Source organism: Demequina sp. NBRC 110054, from assembly GCF_002090115.1.
Classification (GTDB): Bacteria; Actinomycetota; Actinomycetes; order Actinomycetales; family Demequinaceae; genus Demequina.
The window spans coordinates 114,890-134,271 of sequence record NZ_BBRK01000005.1; the positions used below are offsets into that span (position 1 = coordinate 114,890).

Genomic DNA, 19,382 nt, shown 5'->3' on the forward strand with positions numbered 1-19,382 from the left:
GTGACGAACCCCGCCGACTACAGGCCCGCGACCGGGACGATCCCGGCGCGCCCGGGCGTCTACCGCTTCAGGGACCCCCACGGCCGCGTCGTGTACGTGGGGAAGGCCAAGAGCCTGCGCGCGCGCCTGCAGAACTACTTCCAGCCGCTCGAGCGACTGCACCCGCGCACCCGCGCGATGGTGACGACCGCATCGTCCGTGGAATGGACCGTGGTCCGCAACGAGGTCGAGGCCCTGATCCTCGAGCACACGTGGATCAAGGAGTACGACCCGCGGTTCAACGTGGTCTTCCGCGACGACAAGTCGTACCCGTTCCTCGCCGTCACCATGAACGAGCAGTTCCCCCGCATGCAGGTCATGCGCGGTGACCGCCGCAAGGGCGTGCGGTACTTCGGTCCGTACGCGAAGGCGTGGGCCATCCGGGAGACCGTCGACACGCTGCTCACGGTGCTGCCGATGCGCACGTGCGCCGCCGCGGTCTTCCGCAAGGCCGAGCGCCAGGGCCGTCCCTGCCTGCTCGGCTACATCGACAAGTGCGCGGCGCCGTGCGTGGGCAAGATCTCGCCCGAGGACCACCGTGACCTCGCCGACCGGGTCTGCCAGGTCCTCGGCGGCGACGCGAAGCCGCTGATCCGCGACCTTGCGAGGCAGATGGAGGACGCGGCGGCGCGTGAGGAGTTCGAGGTGGCGGCGCGCGCACGCGACAGGCTCGAGGCGCTGCGCAGCGTGCTCGAGCGCAACGCGATCGTGCTGTCGCAGGGCACCGACGTGGACGTGTTCAGCCTGATCGACGAGGACCTCGAGGCGTCGGCACACGTGTTCCGCGTGCGCGACGGCCGCATCGCGGGGGAGCGCGGCTGGGTCGTCGACAAGCCCGAGCCGCTGAACTCGGCGCAGATGATCACCCAGCTGGTCCAGGAGGCGTACGCGTCGGTCGAGTCGGGGGACATCCCGCCCGAGGTGCTCGTGCCGGTGCTTCCGGACGATGCGGCGCCGCTCGCCGACTGGCTCGCCGGGGTGCGCGGTGCGAAGGTCTCGCTCCGCACCCCCGAGCGAGGCAAGAAAGCCGAGCTCGCGGCCACGGGACGACAGAATGCGCAGCAGGTGCTCGACCAGCATCGCCTCAAGCGCGCCTCCGATCTCACGAGCAGGTCCCAGGCGCTCCAGGAGCTCCAGGAGGCGCTCGGCATGTCCGAGGCGCCGCTGCGGATCGAGTGCTACGACATCTCCCACACCCAGGGCACGAACATGGTGGGCTCGATGGTCGTCTTCGAGGACGCGCTTCCGCGCAAGGCCGAGTATCGGCAGTTCACCGTGCGGGACGCGGCCGACGACACCGCCGCGATGGACGAGGTGCTCACGCGGCGCTTCCAGCGCCTGCTCGCCGATCGGGAGCTGCCTCCCGAGGAGCGCGAGTCGTCGCGCTTCGCGTATCCGCCACAGCTCGTGGTGGTCGACGGAGGGCTGCCTCAGGTCGAGGCCGCACGGCGCGTCCTTGAGCGGCTGGGCATCGACGACGTCGCGCTGGTCGGTCTCGCGAAGCGCCTCGAGGAGGTGTGGGTGCCGGGGGAGGAGTTCCCCGTGATCCTGCCGCGCGGCTCCGAGCCTCTGTACCTCCTCCAGCGCGTGCGCGACGAGGCCCACCGCTTCGCGATCACCGCGCACCGCAGGAAGCGGGGCAAGGCGATGAAGGCCTCCGCGCTCGACGAGATCCCCGGGGTCGGGCCGGCGCGGGCCAAGTCGCTCGTGACGCACTTCGGCTCCGTGGCGCGCCTGAAGGAGGCGAGCATCGACCAGATCGCGATGGTGCCAGGCGTCGGCCAGCAGCTCGCCGCGGCGATTCACGCCGCTCTGCACGGCACGGGTGGCATGCTGGAGGCATGACGGACGACCCGGCGCCCGAGACCTATCCGTCGGGCCTGCCCCGCCCCGACCTCACAGGGATGCACCCGGACTCCCAGGTGCTCATCGTCACCGGCATGTCCGGCGCGGGGCGCACCCGCGCCGCGGCGGTGCTGAGCGATCTGGGCTGGTACGTCGTGGACAACCTGCCGCCGCAGATGCTCGGCTCTCTCGTCGCCATGGTGGCGACGGATCCCGAGCGCAGGCTCGCGACCGTCGTGGATGTCCGAGGCGGCGGCTACTTCGCGGATCTCGAGTCCGTGGTCGACGACCTCGAGCATCGTGGCGTCGACGTGCGGGTGCTGTTCCTCGACGCGTCCGACGAGACGCTCGTGCGGCGCTTCGAGGAGGCGCGTCGGCCGCATCCCCTGCAGGGTGACGCCACGATCCACGAGGGCATCGTGCGTGAGCGACAGGCCGTCGCCGCGGTACGGGCGCGCGCGGACCTCGTGATCGACACGTCCTCGCTCAACGTCCATCAGCTGCGCGACGCGATCACCGAGGAGTTCTCGGATGAGGTCCCGACGCTGCACGTGAACGTGATGTCCTTCGGGTTCAAGAACGGCGCCCCGGTGGACGCGGACTACGTCGCCGACGTGCGCTTCCTGCCCAACCCCCACTGGGTTCCCGAGCTGCGGCCCCTCACGGGGATCGATCCCGCCGTGCGCGATCACGTGATGAGCTCCGAGGACGCCCAGGCGTTCCTCGCGGGATACGTGGACGTGCTCGAGATCGCGCTGTCGGGGTACCGCGCCCACGACAAGCACTCGGTCACGATCGCCGTGGGCTGCACCGGTGGCAAGCACCGGTCCGTGGCGATGGCGGAGGAGCTGTCCGCGCGCCTGAGGGAGCGCGGTCACGAGGTGAGGACGACGCATCGTGACAAGGACCGATGAGTCGACCGGCCCCCACGTCGTCGCTCTGGGCGGGGGCCATGGGCTCTACACGTCCCTCACCGCGCTGAGAAGGTTCGCCCAGAGCATCACGGCCGTGGTGACGGTGGGGGACGACGGAGGATCGTCGGGTCGCCTGCGCGCCGAGATGGACGTCGTGCCCCCTGGCGACCTGCGCATGGCGCTCAGCGCGCTGTGCGAGGACACTCCCTGGGGGCTCACGTGGCGTGACGTGCTCCAGACTCGCTTCGACACCTCCGGCCCGCTCCACGGTCACGCGGTGGGCAACCTCCTCATCGCCGGGCTGTGGCAGCACACCGGCGACATCGTCGAGGGGCTCGACTGGGTCGCGCGGCTGCTGAGGGCCGAGGGCAGGGTGCTTCCCGTGGCGCTCGACCCCCTCGAGATCGTCGCGCAGGTCGAGCGGGACGGCGAGGTGCGCGAGGTGCGCGGCCAGGTGGCCGTCGCGACGGCCGAGGGCCGGGTCGTGGACCTCAGGAACGAGCCCCGTCAGCCCCGGGTGCCCGCGGCGACCCTCGAGGCCGTCGCGGGCGCAGACACGGTGGTCCTCGGCCCGGGCAGCTGGTACACCTCGGTGATCCCGCACTTCCTGGTCGGGCCCGTGTCCGAGGCGCTGCACGCCGCCGCGAGCCGCACCGTGCTGACGCTGAACATCGGCTACGAGGATGTCGAGACGGTCGGCATGGGTCGCGCGGACGACGTCCGTGCCCTGCGTCGCGTCGCGCCCGGCTTCGTGCCGCGTGCGGTGGTCGTCGACCAGGATCACGCGGCGGAGCCCGAGCTGCGCGAGGAGCTCGAGGACTGGGGCGTGCGCGTGGTCGCGCGTCCCCTGCGGCTCGAGGGGAGCATCGACCGCCACGATCCCGCGCGTCTCGCGGAGGCGCTGCGGTTCGCGGTCCAGATCACGGCCCCGGGGTCGCACCGGGTCCCGTGAGGCATGGCACGATTGTCCCCATGGCTCTGACGGCGAAGGTGAAGGACGAACTTGCACGCGTGCAGGTCGACAAGGTCTCGGCTCGCAAGGCGGAGGTGGCGACGATGCTGCGCTTCGCCGGGGGGCTCCACATCGTCTCCGGGCGGATCGTGATCGAGGCCGAGCTCGACACCGCGATCGGGGCCCGTCGCCTCAGGGCGTTCATCCAGGAGGTCCACAACCTCGCCTCGGAGATCATCGTCGTGTCGGGCGGTGCGCTGCGCAAGGGCAACCGCTACGTCGTGCGCGTCGTCAAGGACGGCGAGTCGCTCGCCCGCCAGACCGGGCTGCTCGACCACCGTGGCCGCCCGGTGCGAGGACTCCCGCCGCACGTGGTCGGCGGCTCGATCGAGGACACCGTCGCCGCCTGGCGAGGCGCGTTCATCGCGCACGGCTCGCTCACCGAGCCCGGACGGTCGGCGGCCCTCGAGGTCACCGCACCCGGGCCCGAGGCAGCCCTCGCGCTCGTGGGCGCCGCGCGACGCCTCGGCGTCACGGCGAAGTCGCGTGAGGTGCGCGGCGTGGACCGCGTGGTCATCCGCGACGGCGAGGCGATCGCACAGATGCTCGCGCGCCTCGGCGCGCACGACGCGATGCTCGAGTGGGAGGAGAAGCGGACCCGGCGCGAGGTGCGCGGCACCGCGAACCGGCTCGCGAACTTCGACGACGCGAACCTCCGACGCTCGGCGCAGGCCGCGGTCGCCGCCTCGGCCCGCGTCGCCCGGGCCTTCGAGATCCTCGCCGACGACGTGCCCGAGCACCTGCGAGAGGCGGGCGAGCTGAGGCTCGCGCACCGAGACGCGTCGCTCGAGGAGCTGGGACGGCTCGCCGACCCGCAGCTCACGAAGGACGCCGTCGCGGGGCGCATCCGCCGCCTGCTCGCGACCGCCGACAAGCGGGCCGAGGAGCTGGGCATCCCCGACACCGAGGCGGGCATCGGACCCGACCTCATCGAGGTTGACTGATCCGTCAACTTCCCTGCATTGCGTCGGGACCTTCGTCGCGCGGACGGCTTCCCCGAATGGTTGTAGGGTGGCATCAGTGACCCGCCCATGCGCGGTGTCATCTCGCACTATGTGGTGCGGCCCATCTGCTACCTAACGCGCCGAGCGACTCGGCGCGAGCCGAGGAGAGAAACTGTGACCATCAAGGTCGGTATCAACGGCTTCGGCCGTATCGGACGCAACTTCTTCCGGGCCGCTCTGGCCCAGGGCGCCGATATCGAGATCGTCGGGGTCAACGACCTCACGGACAACAAGACCCTCGCGCACCTGCTCAAGTACGACACCGTGCTGGGCAAGTTCCCGAAGGAGGTCACCTTCGACGACGACGCGATCTACGTCGACGGCGTCGCCATCAAGGCCCTCGCGGAGCGCGACCCCGCCAACCTTCCCTGGGCCGAGCTCGGCGCCGACATCGTCATCGAGTCGACCGGCTTCTTCACGGACGCCGAGAAGGCCAAGGCGCACATCACCGCCGGTGCCAAGAAGGTCATCATCTCCGCGCCCGCGAAGAACGAGGACGCGACCTTCGTCGTGAACGTGAACCACACGGACTACGACCCGGCCGCGCACCACGTCATCTCGAACGCGTCCTGCACCACCAACTGCCTCGCGCCCGTCGCGAAGGCCCTCAACGACGCTATCGGCATCGAGAAGGGCCTCATGACCACGGTTCACGCCTACACCGGCGACCAGAACCTCCAGGACGGTCCCCACAAGGACCTGCGTCGTGCCCGCGCGGCCGCGCAGAACATCGTCCCCACCTCGACCGGTGCGGCCAAGGCCGTCGCCCTCGTGCTCCCCGAGCTCAAGGGCAAGCTGGACGGCTTCGCGATGCGCGTGCCGACCATCACCGGCTCCGCGACCGACCTCACCTTCGAGGCCGGCAAGGAGACCTCGATCGAGGAGGTCAACGCCGCGGTCAAGGCTGTCGCCGAGGGCGCCATGGCGGGCACGCTGTCCTACGTCGAGGACGACATCGTCTCCTCGGACATCGTGGGCGACCCGCACCAGTCGATCTTCGACGCCAAGCTCACCAAGGTGAACGGCAACATGGTCAAGATCGTCTCGTGGTACGACAACGAGTGGGGCTACTCGACCTCGCTCGTCAAGCTGACCGAGTACGTCGGCGAGCGCCTCTAACGGCATTCGCCTGAAGTGACTCACGGCGACGCCCGCGCACGCTCCGGCGTTCGCGGGCGTCGTCATGTCACGGCCACCACCCACACTCGAACCTCCAAGGACTGAGATGAAGACCATCGACACCCTCGGCGACCTCAGCGGCAAGAAGGTGCTGCTGCGCGCCGACCTCAACGTTCCGCTTGACGGCACCACCATCACCGACGACGGCCGCGTGCGCGCGTCCGTCCCCACCATCGAGAAGCTGCTCGGCGCGGGCGCCTCGGTCATCGTGATGGCCCACCTCGGACGCCCCAAGGGCACCCCGGACCCCGCCTTCTCGCTCGCCCCCGCCGCCGCGCGCCTGTCCGAGCTGCTCGGCAAGCCCGTGACGCTCGCCGCCGACCTGGTCGGCGACGACGCCAAGGCCAAGGCCGCCGCGCTCGAGGCAGGCCAGGTCCTGATGCTCGAGAACGTCCGCTTCGACGCGCGCGAGACCTCGAAGGTCGACGAGGAGCGCCAGGCGCTCGCCGCCGAGCTCGCCGAGCTCGCCGACGTCTTCGTGTCCGACGGCTTCGGCGTCGTGCACCGCAAGCAGGCGTCGGTCTACGACGTCGCGAAGCTCCTGCCGGCCGCCGGCGGTCTCCTCGTCCAGAAGGAGGTCGAGTCGCTCGGCAAGGCCGTCACCGACCCCGCGCGTCCCTACGCCGTCGTGCTCGGTGGCTCCAAGGTCTCCGACAAGCTCGGCGTCATCGCGAACCTGCTCACCAAGGCCGACCGCCTCCTCATCGGTGGCGGCATGGTCTTCACCTTCCTCGCCGCGAAGGGCTACGGCGTTGGCAAGTCGCTCCTCGAGGAGGACCAGCTCGACACCGTCAAGGGCTACCTCGCCACCGCCGAGGAGAACGGCGTGGAGATCGTCCTCCCGACCGACATCGTCGCCGCCGAGGCCTTCGCCGCCGACGCCGCGTTCGAGGTCGTCGCGGCCGACGCGATCCCGGCCGAGAGCATGGGCCTCGACATCGGCCCGGAGTCGAGCAAGCTCTTCGCAGCGAAGCTCGCCGACGCCAAGACCATCGTCTGGAACGGCCCCATGGGCGTGTTCGAGTTCGAGAACTTCGCCGGCGGCACCAAGGCCGTCGCGCAGGCCATGATCGACGCCGACGGCTTCTCTGTCGTCGGTGGTGGCGACTCCGCCGCCGCGGTCCGCCGCCTCGGCTTCGACGAGGCCGGCTTCGGCCACATCTCGACGGGTGGCGGCGCCTCCCTCGAGCTGCTCGAGGGCAAGGTGCTCCCGGGCCTTGACGTCCTGGAGGGCTGAGACATGGCACGTACCCCGCTGATCGCCGGCAACTGGAAGCTCAACCTCGACCACCTCGAGGGCACGCACACCGTGCAGAAGCTCGCCTGGCTGCTCCGCGACGCCAAGCACGACTACTCGTCCGTCGAGGTCGCCGTGCTCCCGTCGTTCACGTCGCTGCGCTCCGTGCAGACGCTCGTGGACGCCGACCAGCTCGAGATCAAGTACGGCGCGCAGGACATCTCGCAGCACGAGTCCGGCGCGTACACCGGTGAGGTCTCCGGCGTGCAGCTCGCGAAGCTCGGCGTGAGCTTCGTGGCCGTCGGCCACTCGGAGCGTCGCCAGTACCACGGCGAGACCGACGAGATCGTCGCGGCGAAGACCAAGGCGGCGTTCGCCCACGGCATCGTCCCGATCGTGTGCGTCGGCGAGGGCCTCGACATCCGCAAGGAGGGCCGCCAGGTCGAGTACACGCTCGCCCAGGTCGACGGCGCCCTCAAGGACCTCCCGGCCGAGCAGGCCAAGGACGTCGTCATCGCCTACGAGCCCGTCTGGGCCATCGGCACCGGCGAGGTCGCGACCCCTGCCGACGCGCAGGAGGTCTGCGGAGCGATCCGTGCGCGCCTCGCGGAGCTGTACGACGCGGAGCTCGCCGATGGCGTGCGCGTGCTCTACGGCGGCTCGGTGAAGTCCTCGTCCATCGCTCAGCTCATGGCTGAGGAGGACGTCGACGGCGGTCTGGTCGGCGGCGCGAGCCTCGACCCCGAGGAGTTCTCTAAGATCGCTCGCTTCAAGGAGCACCAGGTCGGCTGACCCCCTGTTGACGACGGCGCGGCCCGGGTTGTTCCGGGTCGCGCCGTCGTCGCGTAAACTTGACCCGACAAACGACGTCCTGGGAGTACCGTGGCAATTCTGGAAAACATCCTCTGGGTGTTGCTCGTCCTGCTGAGCATCGCGATCATCGGCCTGGTGCTCATGCACCGCGGACGCGGCGGCGGCATCACCGACATGTTCGGCGGCGGCATCGCCTCCGGCATCCAGTCCTCCTCGGTGGGCGAGCGCAACCTGTCCCGACTCACGTGGGGAGCCGCCATCACCTGGTTCCTCGTGATCGTGCTTCTTGGCCTCATCCAGCGCTTCGCGCTGTGACCTACCGATCCTGAGGGGGAGAACAACTCGATGGCTGGTGGAAACGCTATCCGCGGCTCGCGCGTCGGCGCGGGCCCCATGGGCGAGAACGAGCGCGGCGAGTCCGCGCCGCGCAAGACGGTCAGCTACTACTGCGCGAAGGGCCACGTCACGTCGCCCTCCTTCGCGCTGAGCGAGGAGCTCGAGGACCCGGAGATCCCGCTTGAGTGGGACTGCCCCCGCTGCGGTCTTCCCGGAGGCCTCGACCCGGACAACCCCCCGGAGCCGATGCGCAACGAGCCGTACAAGACGCACCTCGCCTACGTGAAGGAGCGCCGCTCGGACGAGGAGGGCGAGGCCCTGCTCAACGAGGCGCTCGCCGGCCTGCGCGAGCGTCGCGGCGACGTCGAGGTCGCGGTCGCTGACTGATGCAGATCACGATCGAGTACTGCGTCCCGTGCGGCTACCTGCCGCGCGCCACCGAGGCGCAGACGCGCCTGCTCGACGAGTTCGGCAACGCGCTCGAGGGCGTGACCCTGAAGACCGGCCGCAAGGGCGTCTTCACGTTCACGGCCGACGGCGAGGAGATCTACTCCAAGCCCGCGGAGTTCGACATCGATGCGATCGTCGCGACGGTGCGTGAGAAGCTCGGCCCGGCCGAGGGCGTGCAGCCCGAGGGCCGCGACCTGCTGATGGGCAAGAAGCACTGACCGCTGCGCCGACCACGCTGTCCCGCTGATGTGAGAAGCGCCCCCGCCGCGAGGTGGGGGCGCTTCTGCGTGTCCGGGCGCTTGCCGGCCGCGGGCCGGGCCATACGTAGGGGCGCCGGTGCCCCAGTGGACACTCACTGTCGTTTCACGCCGCTGATTGTGCCCCAGTGGGCATTTTTGTACTGCGCGGGGCGCATGGGCGATGTGCGGGGTGGTGTGCGGGCCACGCCGCGGTGGATGGCGACGGGAGGAGCCTTCTCAGTCGGGACGGTACAGAATCGTCGACTGGCGTACGACGAGCGCCCACAAACGACCATGAGCGTCCACTGGCGCGCAGTGCGGGGTCAGAACCCACAATGAGCGCCCACTGGCGCGCGAGCGGGACGATGCGGGTGCCGGGACGATGCTGGGGCCGGGCGCGGACGATGCTTGGGTCCGGGACGATGCGGTGGGCCGGGACCGGGACGATGCGGGTGCCGGGACGATGCCGGACCCGGACCGGGCCTGGACCGGGCAGTGGCGCAGACGAGAAGGGCCCCGCCGTCCGGCGGGGCCCTTCTGAGCGCATCAGCGAAAGCGTCGCGTCAGATGCCCGTCGCCGCCGCGGCGTCGATCATCCACAGCGTCTCGTCGGTGCCCTTGGCGGTCGCGCCGGGCAGCGACTCGTCGCCGTGCACGCATGCGGCGACCTTCTCCGCCTTCTCCGCACCGGCGGCGACGACCCACACGCGCCTGGCGCGCTGGATCGTCTCGCGCGACAGCGTCACGCGCGTGGGCGGGGGCTTGGGGGAGTCGTGCACCGCATACGCGGAGGGACCGCCCTCGGTGAAGCTCGCGTGACCAGGGAACAGCGATGCGACGTGTCCGTCGGGCCCGAGGCCGAGCATGAGGACGTCCCACGCGGGATCGCCGGCGGCTGACATCTCGGCGCGGTACGCCTCCGCGGCGTCCTCGGCGGACGCGAAGTCGCTGCTGGATCCCATGCGGTGGATGTTGTCCTCGGGGAGCGGGAGCGCGCCGAGCATGGCCTCCTGCGCCTGACCCTCGTTGCGGTCGCCGTCACCGGTCGCGACGAAGCGCTCGTCGCCCCACCACACGTGCACCGACGTCCAGTCGACGTCTCCGGCCAGAGGGGACCGTGCGACCTCGGCGAGGGTGCCGATGCCGACGGTCCCGCCGGTCACCACGAGGTGGGCGACAGGCTGCGCGGCGAGCGTGTCCTGGATCGCGACGAGCAGTCGCGAGGCAGCGGTGCGCGCGACGGCGTCCCTGTCGGGCATCACGAGGATGCGGCGGTTCATGACAGACCTCCAAAGGTGGCGAGCGTCTCGCCGTAGACGGCGTCATCGTCGAGCCTGCGCAGCTCCTCCGCGAGGCACTCGTCGAGGGTGCGGGCGGGCAGCGCGATGACATGGTCGGGCTGCCCCGGCTGGGACAGCGTCGCGTGGTGTCCGTCGGGGCGGCTGATGCCGATCTCGCCGGACGGCGTCTCGAGGACGATGTGCTGCAGGGCGGAGACCGAGGCGTCGTACGTGGCCTCGATCTCGCAGCCGAGCACGTTCTTGAGCCATGCGCCGAGCAGCAGGATCGACGGGCTGTTCATGTCGCCGTGGATGCGCGCGCGGGTCACGACGGGATCGGGCACCTGCTCGAGGGCCGAGGCGAGCAGCGCACGCCAGCGGGTGAGGCGGGTCCACGCGAGGTCCGTGTCGCCCTTGCGGTGATCATGTGCGAGGCAGCGCAGCACGAAGGCGGGGTCCGCGCTGCCCTTCGCGTCGGTGATGCGGCGCTGGGCCATCTTGCCCAGCCCGGTGACCGAGCACTCCTGCGGCACATCGGCGGGCCACCATGCGACGATCGGCGCATCGGGCAGCAGCAGGGGGGTGATGAGCGTGTCGTCGTGGCCCACCTGGGCGCCGGACGGCCGCAGCACGACCACCTCGGACGCACCGGCGTCTCCGCCCACGCGGATCTCGGCGTCGAGCCGGGCCTCGGGACCGTCCTGCGGAGCGATGACGATGATGCGGCACGGGTGCTCGCGCGAGGCCACGTTGGCGGTCTCGATCGCGGCATCGGCGTCCGCGCCCTTCGCGTCGATGACGAGCGTCATGACGCGCGCCAGTGTGATCACGCCGCCGTCGCGCTGCGACTCGACGAGCCGCTTCGCGATCGCGGACGTGGTGGTGTTCGGGAGCTCGATGATCACGGGCGCCTCCAGACTCTTCCGTCGCGGGCCATCATCTCGTCAGCGCTCGCGGGGCCCCACGTGCCGGAGCGGTACTGCTCGGGCTGCCCCTGCGAGGTCCAGTAGGTGGTGATGGGGTCGAGGATCTGCCACGACAGCGCCACCTCCTCCTGCCTCGGGAACAGCGGCGGATCGCCGAGCAGGACGTCGAGGATCAGACGCTCGTAGGCCTCGGGCGAGGACTCGGTGAACGCGTTGCCGTACGCGAAGTCCATCGTGACGTCGCGCACCTCCATGGTCGACCCGGGCACCTTGGAGCCGAACCTGAGGGTCACTCCCTCGTCGGGCTGCACGCGGATCACGAGCGCGTTGGTGCCGACGTCGGTGCCCTGGATGTGCTGGAAGTACGGCGACGGCGCCTTCTTGAACACGAGCGCGATCTCGGTGACGCGCCGGCCGAGCCGCTTGCCCGCACGCAGGTAGAACGGGGTGCCGTTCCAGCGCCTGTTGGGCAGGTCGAGCCGGATCGCCGCGTACGTCTCGGTGGTCGAGTCGGGGGAGATGCCGTCCTCGTCGAGGAATCCACCCACCTGCTCGCCGCCGCGCCAGCCTGCCGCGTACTGGCCTCGCGCGGTGCCGAGGCCGAGGTCCTCGGGAAGCTGTGCGGAGCGCAGCACCTTCTCCTTCTCGGTGCGCAGGTCTGCGGCCTCGAAGCTCGCGGGCTCCTCCATCGCGGTGAGCGCGAAGAGCTGGAGGAGGTGGTTCTGGATCACGTCGCGGGCCGTGCCGATGCCGTCGAAGTAGCCGGCGCGGGAGCCGATGCCGATGTCCTCGGCCATCGTGATCTGGACGTGGTCGATGTACTGGGAGTTCCAGATCGGCTCGAAGAGCTGGTTCGCGAAGCGGATCGCGAGCAGGTTCTGGACCGTCTCCTTGCCGAGGTAGTGATCGATGCGGAACACGGAGTCCGGCGGGAAGACCTCGGAGACGACCTCGTCGAGCTTCTCCGCCGACTCGAGGTCGTGTCCGAAGGGCTTCTCGATGACGACGCGCCGCCACGTCCCCTCGCGCGGGTCGGATAGGCCCGAGTCGCGCAGCTGGGTCACGACCTGCGGGAAGGCCGAGGGCGGGATCGACAGGTAGAACGCGTGGTTGCCGCCCGTGCCGCGCCGCTCGTCGAGGTCCTCGACCGTGCGCCGGAGCTCGGCGAACGCCTCGGGGTCGTCGAAGGTGCCCTGGACGAAGCGGATGCCCTCGGACAGCTGGCGCCACGTCTCGTCGCTCCAGGGCGTGCGCGCGTGCTGGCGCACGGAGTCGTACACGACCTCGGCGAAGTCCTCGCGGCCCCATTCACGCCGCGCGAAGCCGGTGAGGGCGAAGGCGGGCGGGAGGAGGCCACGGTTGGCGAGGTCGTACACCGCGGGCATGAGCTTCTTGCGAGCGAGGTCGCCCGTCACGCCGAACATGACGAGGCCGCACGAGCCTGCGATGCGGGGGAGTCTGCGATCCCGGGGATCACGCAGAGGATTCACGTGAGTTCATCCCTCCAGTAGGGCCGCCACTCGGGCGACGTGAGAACGGTCGGTCAGATGCAGGCGCAGCACCGGGCGGGCGAGCGCGTCGAGCGCCTGTGCGTCCCCTTCCGCCTGGGCGCGGGTCAGCGCGCCGAAGCTGAAGCGGAGACCGGGGATGTCGAGGTCATCGGCGAACCCCTCGGTCACGATCAGGAATGATCCGGTCGCAGGCCCACCCTTGTGGAGCTGCCCGGAGGAATGGAGGTACTGCGGACCCCAGCCGAAGGTCACCGGCCGCGACAGGCGCTGCGAGAGGGCCCGGCGGGCGTGCGGCAGGGCCGTGCCGCTGTCGCGATCCAGGTAGGCGAGCACCGCAAGATAGCCGTCGGCGCCGAGCGACTCCTCGAGACGCGCGAGGGACTCCTCGACCGTCCCGGCGCCCTCGACGAGGGCCCAGGTGCCGCTCACCTCGATGCCGTCGTCCACGAAGGCGGGGTCGCCATGAGTCGAAGGGGAGTCGAGCAGCTCCCGCGTAGCCGCCTTGGTGGCATCGATGCTCGAGACGTCGAAGGGATCGACTCCGAGCAGTCGCGCCGCGACGGCGACGGCGTGCTCCCAGAGCAGGAGCTGTCCGCCGAGGGTGCCAGCGACCGTGATCTCGGGACCGGTGCCGTCATCGTCCGCGGTGAGCGAGACCAGCCGGCAGTCGATGGCGTGACCGTGGCGCAGGTCCGGGGCGCCTGGCGCCGCGACGATAGGCAATACGCCCTTGCCGTCCTTGCCGGTGGACTCCGCGACGAGCTGCTCGATCCAGTCGGGCAGGCCGACCAGGCCAGAGCCGTGGTCGGAGACGACGAGGGTGCTGCGAGGTCCCGCGAGGGCCGCCCCGAGCATGAGCGCGGGGTTGGCCTCGTCGTCCGCCTCGAGAGACTCCGCGACCGCCGCAGCCTCGTCGAGGATCTCGAGCACGGGCACGCCGGCGAGCGCGGCGGGGACGAGTCCGAACGCGGAGAGTGCGGAGAAGCGGCCGCCGACATCGGGGTCGCCGAGGAACAGCGCCCGGTAGGGGATCTCCCGCGCCTTGGCCTCGAGCGGAGAGCCGGGATCGGTCACGACGACGATGCGGCGGCGGGGATCGATGCTCTGAGACCGGAAGGCCTCCTCGACGGCCTCGCGCAGGGCCTCGGTCTCGACCGTGCTCCCCGACTTCGAGGACACGACCACGACGGTCGCCGACAGGTCGCGACCGATGGCCTGCCTCACCTGGGTGGGCGCGGTGGAGTCCAGGGTGACGAGGGGCACGCCGTAGGTGGCGCAGATGACCTCGGGAGCGAGCGTCGAGCCGCCCATGCCGACGAGCACGACGCGCGTGACGCCCTCGCCCCGCAGGTCGACGAACAGCTCCTCGAGAGGTCCGAGGTGGCGACGCGCGGTCTCATGCAGGCGCGTCCAGCCCAGATGAAGCTTGGCGTCGTCCTCGACGCCGACGCCCCACAGGGTGGGGTCGCCGGCGCCGAGACGCGACGCGATGAGTTCCTCGACCAGGGTCGGCACCTGAGACCGGACGGTCTCGACGACGTCGCCGCCGACGGTGACCGCGACATGAGCCTCGTCATCGACGCCGACCCACGTGGTGAGGAACTGGGTCAACTTCAGGCCTCGAGAGACTCGCGAGCCTTGGCCGCGACGTTCTCGGCGGTGAAGCCGTACTTCTTGAGGAGCAGGCCACCGGAGGCGGACTCGCCGAAGTGGTCGACGCCGACGACGCGGCCGGCGTCGCCGACGAGCTCGCGCCAGCCGAGCGAGGAGCCGGCCTCGACCGAGACGCGCGCCTTGACCGCGGCGGGCAGGACCGACTCCTGGTACGCGGCGTCCTGGCGCTCGAAGCGCTCGCGCGACGGCATCGAGATGACGCGAGCCTTCACGCCGTCGGCAGCGAGCAGCTCGCGCGCGCCGAGCGCGACCGAGACCTCGGAGCCGGTGGCGATGAGCAGCACGTCCGCGTCCTCGTCCGCGCCCGCAAGGATGTACGCGCCCTTGTCGACGCCCTCGGCGGAGGTGCCCTCGAGGGTCGGGACGTTCTGGCGCGTCAGGATGATCGCCGACGGACGGTCGGTGGTCTCCAGGATGGTCTTCCATGCGTAGGCGGTCTCGTTCGCGTCCGCGGGGCGGAGCACGTCGATGCCGGGGATCGCGCGCAGCGTCGCGATGTGCTCGATCGGCTGGTGCGTGGGGCCGTCCTCACCGAGGCCGACCGAGTCGTGCGTCCACACGAAGGTGGTCGGGATCTGCATGAGCGCCGCGAGGCGGACCGACGCGCGCATGTAGTCGGAGAACACGAGGAACGTGCCGCCGTACACGCGGGTCAGGCCGTGCAGGGTGATGCCGTTGAGGATCGTGCCCATGCCGAACTCACGGATGCCGAAGTGCAGCGTGCGGCCGTACCAGTCGCCGTTCGGCCACGAGTGCGTGGAGCGGTGCGGCGGGAGGAAGGACGGCTCGCCGCCCATGGTGGTGTTGTTCGAGCCCGCGAGGTCGGCCGAGCCGCCCCACAGCTCGGGGAGCACGGGCGCGAGCGCGGTGAGCACCTTGCCGGACGCGGAGCGCGTCGCGACGGCGGTGCCGACCTCGAACTCGGGCAGCGCGTCGGTCCAGCCCTCGGGGAGCTCGCGGGACTGCAGGCGCTCGAGGAGAGCGGCGCGCTCGGGCTGCTCGGCCTCCCAGCGCGAGAAGCCGGCGTTCCACTCGGAGTGCGCGAGCTGGCCGCGCTCCTTGACGGCACGCATGTGCTCGAGGATCTCGGGCTCGACGACGAAGCTCTGCTCGGGGTCGAAGCCGAGGACCTTCTTGAGGCCGGCGACCTCGTCGGCGCCGAGGGCCGAGCCGTGCACGCCGCCGGAGTTCTGCTTGGTGGGCGAGGGCCAGCCGATGATGGTGCTGAGGCGGATGATCGACGGCTTGCCGGTCTCTGCCTTGGCGGCCTCGATCGCGTCGTAGAGTGCGGCCGGGTCCTCCTTGTACTCGCCGTCGCCGAGCCACGAGACGTGCTGGGTGTGCCAGCCGTACGCCTCGTAGCGCTTCATGACGTCCTCGGTGAAGGAGATGTCGGTCTCGTGCTCGATCGAGATCTTGTTGTCGTCCCAGATCACGATGAGGTTGCCGAGCTCCTGGGTGCCCGCGAGCGAGCAGGCCTCGTGCGACACGCCCTCCTGGAGGTCGCCGTCACCGGCGATGACGTAGACGAAGTGGTCGAAGGGCGAGGTGCCGGCCGCCGACTCGGGGTCCAGCAGACCGCGCTCCTTGCGAGCCGCCATCGCCATGCCGACCGACGACGCGATGCCCGAGCCGAGCGGGCCGGTGGTGATCTCGACGCCGTCGGTGTGCCCGTACTCGGGGTGACCGGGGGTCTTGGAGCCCTCGGTGCGCAGCGACTTGAGGTCGTCGAGCGAGAGCTCGTAGCCGGAGGCGAAGAGCTGCAGGTACAGGGTCAGCGACGAGTGGCCGGCCGAGAGGACGAAGCGGTCGCGACCGACCCACGTGGAGTCGGCGGGGTCGTGACGCATGACGTTCTGGAAGAGCAGGTAGGCGGCCGGCGCCAGCGAGATCGCGGTGCCAGGGTGGCCGTTGCCCACCTTCTCGACGGAGTCGGCGGCGAGCACCCGGAGGGTGTCGACGGCGCGGTGGTCAGCGGCGGTCCAGTTGAGGCTCACAGATACTCCAGTGAAGTGATATCGAATCTGACGTCCACAGCCTAGTGGCCACACGGGCGCACCGCTTCGAGCGCACGCCCCTGGCCATGATGAGGCGGGGCCGCGCGCGGAAGGGAGCTTCGGACAGTGCCACCGTACGCCGTTTCAGCGGGACCGAGGTCCTAGACGCCGTGTATCGCGGCATACACTGGACGCATGCCCACGCCAGCACCAGCTCTTCAGGACGTGCCGGCGCCAGCCGTCCCCCGGTGGCTCCTCGCCACCCGAGTGGTGAAGGCCTACGTCGCGCTCACGAAGCCGCGGATCATCGAGCTCCTGCTCGTGACGACGCTGCCCGCGATGGTGCTTGCCGCAGGCGGCTGGCCCCCGATGTGGCTGACCTTCGCGACCCTCTTCGGAGGATTCATGTCGGCCGGCAGTGCGAACGCCTTCAACAGCCTCATCGATCGTGACATCGACGCGATCATGAACCGCACCCGCAACAGGCCGCTCGTGACGGGCGACGTGTCGCCCCGCGGCGCGGCGATCTTCGCGTGGGTGCTCGCCGTGGTGAGCACCCTCTGGTTCTGGGTCGTGGTCGGCTCGGGCCTCGCGACGGTGCTGTCGGTGCTCGCGATCCTCGGCTACGTGGTCGGCTACACGCTGATCCTCAAGCGGCGGACGCCGCAGAACATCGTCTGGGGCGGCATCGCGGGCTGCATGCCCGCCCTCATCGGCTGGGCCGCGGTCACGGACTCGCTCTCGTGGGCGCCGTTCCTGCTGTTCCTCATCGTCTTCTTCTGGACGCCCCCGCATTACTGGCCGCTGTCGATGAAGTTCCGGAAGGACTACGCGCACGCCGAGGTGCCGATGCTCCCGGTCGTGGCGCCTACGCGCCGGGTCGCCGTCGAGATGATCGCCTACGCGGTCGCGATGGTGCTGACGAGCCTCCTCCTCGTGCCCGTCGCGGGGATGTCGTGGGTGTACCTCGCGGTCGCGCTCGGCGCGGGCGTGTGGTTCGTGAACGGCTGCATCCAGCTCTACGTGCGGTCGCAGCGCGGGGACGAGAAGCTCAAGGAGATGAGGCTGTTCCGGCAGTCGATCGTCTACCTCACGACGGTCTTCGCCGCGGTCCTCGTGGACCCCTTCCTCCCGGACATGCTCTCGGTCTGGTCCTGACGTGCTGGCCGGCCAGCGCGAGGGATACCTGGCGCATCTGGCCGTCGAGCGGGGCTTGAGCGACAACACGCTCTCCGCCTACCGCCGCGACCTCGCGAGGTACGAGGCCTTCCTCGACGCCCGCGGGATCGATACGCTGCGCGGCGTCACGCGCGACGACGTCTCCGAGTTCGCCCAGGCGATCGGCACGGGGGAGGACGGCGGACGCGCGCTGGCTCCCTCTTCCGCCTCGCGCGTCGTCGTGGCGGTGCGCGGCTGGCACCGGTTCGCGGTCCAGGAGGGCTGGAGCGATGACGACCCGTCGCTCCAGGTCAAGCCCCGCGCGGTGCCGCGCCGACTGCCCAAGGCGATCGCGACCGATCAGGTCGAGGCGATCCTCGAAGCCGCGTCGACGGGAGAGGGGGGCGCACCGCTGCGCGATCGCGCGCTGCTCGAGCTCGTGTACGCGACCGGCGCCCGCATCTCGGAGGCAGTCGGCCTCGACGTGGACGATGTGTCGCTCGAGCCGGGCTCGGAGTCCGTGCTGCTGCGGGGCAAGGGTCGCAAGGAGCGCGTCGTCCCTCTCGGCGCCTTCGCGGCGCGGGCCCTGCACGCCTACCTGGTGAGGGGACGTCCAGGATTCGCTGCCGCAGGGAAGGGAACCCCCGCGCTGTTCCTCAACACGCGCGGAGGACGCCTCTCGCGCCAGTCCGCGTGGACGATCCTCAGGGCCGCGTCGGAGCGCGCCGGCGTGCCCGACGTGAGCCCGCACACGCTGCGTCATTCGTTCGCGACCCATCTCATCTCGGGCGGCGCGGATGTCCGCGTGGTGCAGGAGCTGCTCGGCCACGCGTCGGTGACCACCACCCAGGTGTACACCCTGGTGACACGCGACTCCCTGCGCGAGGCCTACGTGCTGGCGCACCCGCGCGCCCGTGAGGCGCGACCGTGACTGGGCGGTAACCTGGGCGCGTGACCGACTACGCCGAACCGCAGCCTCTCACCAGCCACGGGCCCGCTCGCGTGGTGGCCCTGTGCAACCAGAAGGGCGGGGTCGGAAAGACGACCACCTCGGTCAACCTTGCCGCCGCGCTCGCCGAGTACGGCCGGCGGGTGCTGCTCGTCGACTTCGACCCCCAGGGCGCGGCCTCGGCGGGCCTCGGCATCAACTCCAACGACCTCAAGACGACGGTCTACGACCTGCTGATGCGCTCGGACGTCAGGACCGCGGACGTCATCATGCGCACCGCGTACGAGAACCTCGACCTGCTGCCCGCCAACATCGACCTGTCGGCGGCGGAGGTGCAGCTGGTCGGCGAGGTCGCGCGTGAGAGCGCGCTCGCCCGCGCGCTGCGCGGAGTGGTCGACGACTACGACGTCGTGCTCATCGACTGCCAGCCCTCGCTCGGGCTGCTCACCGTGAACGCGCTCGTCGCCGCGCACGGCGTGCTGATCCCGCTCGCATGCGAGTACTTCGCGATGCGCGGAGTCGCGCTCCTGGTCGACACGATCACGAAGGTGCAGGACCGCCTGAACCCGCGCCTCACCATGGACGCGATCATCCCGACCATGTACGACGCGCGCACGCTCCACTCGCAGGAGGTCGTCGAGAGGGTGCGTGAGGCCTTCGGCGACCGCGTCACCGAGACGATGATCGCCCGCACGGTGAAGTTCCCCGACGCGACCGTCGCCGCCGAGCCGATCCTCGCCTTCGCCCCGAGCCACGCCGGCTCGGAGTCCTACCGCAAGCTCGCACGCGAGCTCATGTCGCGTGGGGTCGCCGCGTAGC

The 19,382-nt window shown here is 70.5% G+C and carries 18 protein-coding genes; 13 read left to right on the top strand and 5 right to left on the bottom strand.

Annotated features, from left to right (window positions below; translation table 11 throughout):
- The 10 genes from uvrC (at window position 1) to B7K23_RS09840 (ending at window position 9,047) form a co-directional block, all read left to right on the top strand.
- On the top strand, window positions 1-1,884 hold the full coding sequence (uvrC, locus tag B7K23_RS09795) for an excinuclease ABC subunit UvrC (RefSeq protein WP_084126410.1): 1,884 nt from the start codon (window positions 1-3) through the stop codon (window positions 1,882-1,884).
- The gene (gene rapZ, locus B7K23_RS09800; RefSeq protein ID WP_084126411.1) at window positions 1,881-2,798 is read left to right on the top strand and encodes an RNase adapter RapZ; all 918 of its coding nucleotides are present in this window, start codon (window positions 1,881-1,883) and stop codon (window positions 2,796-2,798) included. The genes uvrC and rapZ overlap by 4 nt, the downstream gene beginning before the upstream one ends.
- On the top strand, window positions 2,782-3,750 hold the full coding sequence (gene yvcK, locus B7K23_RS09805; RefSeq protein ID WP_234996488.1) for a gluconeogenesis factor YvcK family protein: 969 nt from the start codon (window positions 2,782-2,784) through the stop codon (window positions 3,748-3,750). The genes rapZ and yvcK overlap by 17 nt, the downstream gene beginning before the upstream one ends.
- Window positions 3,751-3,770: 20 nt before the next feature.
- Window positions 3,771-4,754: a DNA-binding protein WhiA gene (whiA, locus tag B7K23_RS09810; RefSeq protein ID WP_084126413.1), complete on the top strand. Its 984-nt coding sequence runs from the start codon at window positions 3,771-3,773 to the stop codon at window positions 4,752-4,754.
- Between the two features lie 174 nt (window positions 4,755-4,928).
- On the top strand, window positions 4,929-5,933 hold the full coding sequence (gene gap / locus B7K23_RS09815) for a type I glyceraldehyde-3-phosphate dehydrogenase (protein ID WP_084126414.1): 1,005 nt from the start codon (window positions 4,929-4,931) through the stop codon (window positions 5,931-5,933).
- 106 nt (window positions 5,934-6,039) lie between these two features.
- Window positions 6,040-7,230, top strand: a complete 1,191-nt coding sequence (locus B7K23_RS09820) for a phosphoglycerate kinase (RefSeq protein WP_084126415.1) — start codon at window positions 6,040-6,042, stop codon at window positions 7,228-7,230.
- Window positions 7,231-7,233: 3 nt separating this feature from the next.
- Entirely contained in the window at window positions 7,234-8,022 is a 789-nt protein-coding gene (tpiA, locus tag B7K23_RS09825) for a triose-phosphate isomerase (RefSeq protein WP_084126416.1), read from the top strand.
- A gap of 90 nt (window positions 8,023-8,112) precedes the next feature.
- On the top strand, window positions 8,113-8,358 hold the full coding sequence (gene secG, locus B7K23_RS09830; protein WP_084126417.1) for a preprotein translocase subunit SecG: 246 nt from the start codon (window positions 8,113-8,115) through the stop codon (window positions 8,356-8,358).
- Window positions 8,359-8,388: 30 nt separating this feature from the next.
- Complete coding sequence (locus B7K23_RS09835; RefSeq protein ID WP_084126418.1) at window positions 8,389-8,766, top strand: RNA polymerase-binding protein RbpA; 378 nt, start codon at window positions 8,389-8,391, stop codon at window positions 8,764-8,766.
- Window positions 8,766-9,047 carry a SelT/SelW/SelH family protein gene (locus B7K23_RS09840; RefSeq protein WP_084126419.1) on the top strand — a complete coding sequence of 94 codons (282 nt, stop codon included), beginning with the start codon at window positions 8,766-8,768 and terminating at the stop codon, window positions 9,045-9,047. The genes B7K23_RS09835 and B7K23_RS09840 overlap by 1 nt, the downstream gene beginning before the upstream one ends.
- A 584-nt stretch (window positions 9,048-9,631) precedes the next feature.
- Here the strand turns inward: B7K23_RS09840 and pgl are convergent.
- From pgl to tkt, 5 genes are all read right to left on the bottom strand, one after another.
- Window positions 9,632-10,348 carry a 6-phosphogluconolactonase gene (pgl, locus tag B7K23_RS09845; RefSeq protein WP_084126420.1) on the bottom strand — a complete coding sequence of 239 codons (717 nt, stop codon included), beginning with the start codon at window positions 10,346-10,348 and terminating at the stop codon, window positions 9,632-9,634.
- Window positions 10,345-11,253 carry a glucose-6-phosphate dehydrogenase assembly protein OpcA gene (locus B7K23_RS09850; RefSeq protein ID WP_084126421.1) on the bottom strand — a complete coding sequence of 303 codons (909 nt, stop codon included), beginning with the start codon at window positions 11,251-11,253 and terminating at the stop codon, window positions 10,345-10,347. The genes pgl and B7K23_RS09850 overlap by 4 nt, the downstream gene beginning before the upstream one ends.
- The gene (gene zwf, locus B7K23_RS09855) at window positions 11,250-12,698 is read right to left on the bottom strand and encodes a glucose-6-phosphate dehydrogenase (RefSeq protein ID WP_234996489.1); all 1,449 of its coding nucleotides are present in this window, start codon (window positions 12,696-12,698) and stop codon (window positions 11,250-11,252) included. Before zwf ends, B7K23_RS09850 begins: the two co-directional genes overlap by 4 nt.
- Window positions 12,699-12,770: 72 nt before the next feature.
- Window positions 12,771-14,396, bottom strand: coding sequence for a hypothetical protein (locus B7K23_RS09860; protein WP_084126423.1), 1,626 nt, complete (start codon window positions 14,394-14,396; stop codon window positions 12,771-12,773).
- Window positions 14,397-14,398: 2 nt separating this feature from the next.
- Complete coding sequence (gene tkt, locus B7K23_RS09865) at window positions 14,399-16,456, bottom strand: transketolase (RefSeq protein WP_234996490.1); 2,058 nt, start codon at window positions 16,454-16,456, stop codon at window positions 14,399-14,401.
- 195 nt (window positions 16,457-16,651) lie between these two features.
- Between tkt and B7K23_RS09870 the strand changes: the two genes are divergently transcribed.
- Genes B7K23_RS09870 through B7K23_RS09880 form a run of 3 tightly spaced genes read left to right on the top strand, consistent with a single transcriptional unit; the run spans window position 16,652 to window position 19,381 of the window.
- Window positions 16,652-17,614, top strand: coding sequence for a heme o synthase (locus B7K23_RS09870; protein WP_084126424.1), 963 nt, complete (start codon window positions 16,652-16,654; stop codon window positions 17,612-17,614).
- Window position 17,615: 1 nt separating this feature from the next.
- A complete protein-coding gene (locus tag B7K23_RS09875) occupies window positions 17,616-18,545 on the top strand; it encodes a site-specific tyrosine recombinase XerD (protein ID WP_084126425.1) in 930 nt (309 codons plus the stop codon).
- 20 nt (window positions 18,546-18,565) lie between these two features.
- Window positions 18,566-19,381, top strand: coding sequence for a ParA family protein (locus B7K23_RS09880; protein WP_084126426.1), 816 nt, complete (start codon window positions 18,566-18,568; stop codon window positions 19,379-19,381).
- The last annotated feature ends 1 nt before the right edge of the window (window position 19,382 follow it).